Below are 3,689 nucleotides of genomic sequence, written 5' to 3'. Positions count from 1 at the left end.
TTGCAGCAGGAGAAGTATGCCCAAAAAATCTGGCCGAAAAAATGATTAAAATAGCCGACTTCTACAACAAGTACGGCCCAACAGAAGCCACCATTAGCGCTGTTATGGGAAGAGTAGAGCAGAGCGATCTGCAAAGAAACCTTGTTTCAATTGGCAAACCCTTAAAAGACAGCCAGATCTATATTCTGTCCGATAACCTGGAATTACAGCCTATCGGTGTATTTGGAGAACTGTGCATCTCCGGAAACAGCCTGTCCAGAGGATACCTGAACAATATTGAACTCACCGAAGAAAAATTCATCGCCCATCCCTTCATTACAGGAGCCAGACTCTACAAAACAGGCGATCTGGGCCGATGGCTGGCCGATGGCAGCATCGAACTCACAGGTAGAAAAGACCAGCAGGTAAAAGTAAGAGGCCACCGAATAGAACTCGGTGAAATTGAACACGCCTTATTAACACAAGGCAATATCAGTCAGTGTGTTGTAACCGTACAAAACATAGAGACAGAACCCGCAATAGTAGCCCATGTAGTAGGAGAAAAAGAACTTGACAAACAAGAACTTCGTGCCCAATTGAGCCAATATTTACCGGATTATATGCTTCCGGGTTACTATGTACAATTAGACGCCATTGCATTAACCTCCCACGGTAAAGTGGATCTAAAAGCATTGCCTAAAGTAGATGTAAACGACAAGATTCAACAAGAATATACCGCTCCGGAGACCGTTTTAGAGAAACAGCTCGCTGAAATCTGGGAAGAAATATTGGGGATAAAAACCATAGGAACCACAGACAATTTCTTTGAATTGGGCGGACACAGTCTGAAAGTCATCTTAGTAGCCAATAAAATCAACCGACAATTAGGCTATCAGATCAGCGTAAAAGATGTCTTTTTGAATCCAACGATCTCAGGAATCATCAGCAAACTTGAGGAAGGAACCTTCACCGCCATACCCAAAGCAGAGCAGCAGGAAAGCTACGTTTTAAGCTCCTCTCAGCACCGCTTATGGATCCTGAGTCAGTTCGAAGGCGGAAGTCAGGCCTACAACATTCCCGGTTCGTTTGAATTAGAAGGAAATTTAAATACAGCGCAATTAACAGAAGCATTTAACCTTCTTATTGCCAGACATGAAACCCTAAGAACCTACTTCAAAAGAGACGATCAGGGAGAAGTGCGTCAGTTTGTAATCGATGCCAAAGACATTGACTTCAAAGTAGATTATGAAGATTTTACTAATGTTGAAAATCAGCAGGCAATAATAGAAGAAAGAATTCTCCAAAGCTATCAGCATCAGTTTGATTTAGAGAAAGCTCCTTTGGTCAATCTGAAACTCATCAGACAATCAGAAAACAAACACTTGTTACTCTTTAACATGCATCACATCATTAGTGATGGCTGGTCTATGGGAATTTTAAGCCAGGAACTTATCACGATTTACGATCATCTCATACAAAACAAAACGATCGGTCTTCCGGAGCTAAGCATACAATATAAAGACTATGCCACCTGGATGAGAAGTGAAGAACAAATCACTAAACTAAAAAAATCAGAAGCCTACTGGCTGGATATCTTTAGCGGTAACCTGCCTGTATTAGAACTTCCGACAGAGAAAATACGTCCAAGAATAAAAACCTATGCCGGAGATTCCATCACCCATAATTTCAGTAAAGAAGCAAGTGTTACCCTGAAAACATTCTCAGAGCAACACAACAGCAGTCTTTTTATGACCCTGATGGCAGCAATCAACGGACTACTCTCGAGATACACCAACACCAGAGACCTTATTTTAGGGACGCCAATTGCCGGAAGAGAACACAGTGATCTGGAAAATCAAATCGGACTTTATTTGAACACCCTGGCCATTCGAACCCGTTTTGAAGAAACAGCAGATTTTGAAACCTTGCTGCAAATACAAAAAGAAACCCTGCTTGACGCCTATTCCCATCAGGAATATCCGCTGGACAATCTGGTAGAGCAACTAGGTTTAGGTAGAGATACAAGCCGATCAGCACTTTTTGATGTACTGGTAGTTTTACAAAATCAACAGGATTTATTTGACTCAAATGCAGAACAAATAGAAAGTTTAACCTTAAAACCTTATAAAGCCAATTCAAGAAAAGTAAGTCAATTCGATTTAAGCTTTGTTTTCTCCGAACAACAAGGAGAACTAAGCCTACACATCGAATACAATACTGATATTTATGAATCAGAATTTGTAGTGCGACTGGCGGCTCATTTAGAAAACTTTTTAACCAAAGCCATTCAAAATCCGGAGCAAAAAGTAGCCACACTAAACTACCTGAGCGAAGCCGAGACCACACAATTGTTAGAGGATTTTAACAACACAGCAGTAGCGTATCCTAAGGATCACACTATGGTTGACTTATTTGTCAGTCAGGCGAAAAAAACACCGGAGCAGATTGCTCTGGTGACCGATACAAAAAGTTTTACCTATAAAGAACTCGATGAGGTTTCTAATGAATTATCACACTACCTGTTAAGCAATTACAACTTAGCTGTAGAAGATTTAGTAGGCGTAAAACTGGGCCGTAGCGAGTGGCTGCCTATTGCCTTATTGGCCGTTTTAAAATCAGGATGCGCTTACGTTCCGATCGATCCCAACTATCCGGCGCAAAGAATTGAGTACATCGAACAAGACAGTAAATGTAAAATAACCATAGACGATAGTTTTATCGAAAGTTTTAAACAAGCAGAATCCATATCAAAATCATTGCCGCAGATTTCTTTCAGTTCAGAGCACCTGGGTTACATCATTTATACTTCAGGATCTACAGGAAAACCAAAAGGAGTCATGATCACCCATCAGAACGCTGTGGCCATGTTATGCTGGTCGCAAAGAGAATTTAGCGATACCGATTTTGATATTTTATACGCCGTAACCTCACATTGTTTTGATCTGTCCGTTTATGAATTTTTCTATCCTTTAAGCATCGGAAAACAAATACGTTTACTGGCCAATGGATTATCGATAGGAGATTATATCCAGAGCGACAAAAACGTACTAATCAATACCGTGCCATCGGTAATTCATACCCTGATCGAAAAAGGAACCACTTTTGAGAATGCTGTTGGAATCAACCTTGCCGGAGAAGCATTCCCGGTGAGTATCGCCAACCATTTTACAGATTCCGGCATCGCCATTAGAAACCTGTACGGACCATCAGAAGACACTACCTACAGCAGTTATTACAGAGTAGAAGGGACTTACGAAAATTCCGTGCCTATTGGAAAAGCACTGGACAACACCCAGTTTTATGTACTCTCAGAAGAGTTGGCATTACAGCCTGTGGCGGTAATTGGAGAAATCTGTATCTCAGGAGACGGTTTGTCCAGAGGATATTTGTACCAACCGGAACTCACAGCAGAAAAGTTTATCAAAAACCCATTTAACGATACAACTAAATTGTACAAAACAGGTGATCTGGGCAAATGGTTGCCCGACGGTACCATCGCTTACATAGGCCGAAAAGACAGTCAGGTTAAAATCAGAGGACATCGTATTGAACTCGGAGAAATCGAACAGGTATTGCAGTCTCAGGAAGATATCGATCAGTGTGTGGTCATCACAGCAACCGTAAATGGCGATCCGGTCATTGTTAGTTATCTGGTGAGTACCGCAACTATTGACAAACAACAGCTTCGTCAATCACTTTCGAGAGAATTA

Annotated in this window: 1 protein-coding gene; it reads left to right on the top strand. The window is 41.3% G+C overall.

Translation table 11 applies throughout. The features are described from left to right. On the top strand, positions 1 to 3,689 hold a 3,689-nt coding region (locus tag C245_RS0122420), incomplete at both ends, for a non-ribosomal peptide synthetase (RefSeq protein ID WP_017498848.1).

Source organism: Flavobacterium sp. WG21 (genome assembly GCF_000335775.1).
In the GTDB taxonomy this organism is placed as follows: Bacteria; Bacteroidota; Bacteroidia; order Flavobacteriales; family Flavobacteriaceae; genus Flavobacterium; species Flavobacterium tructae.
This window is presented reverse-complemented; position numbering and strand designations above follow the sequence as displayed.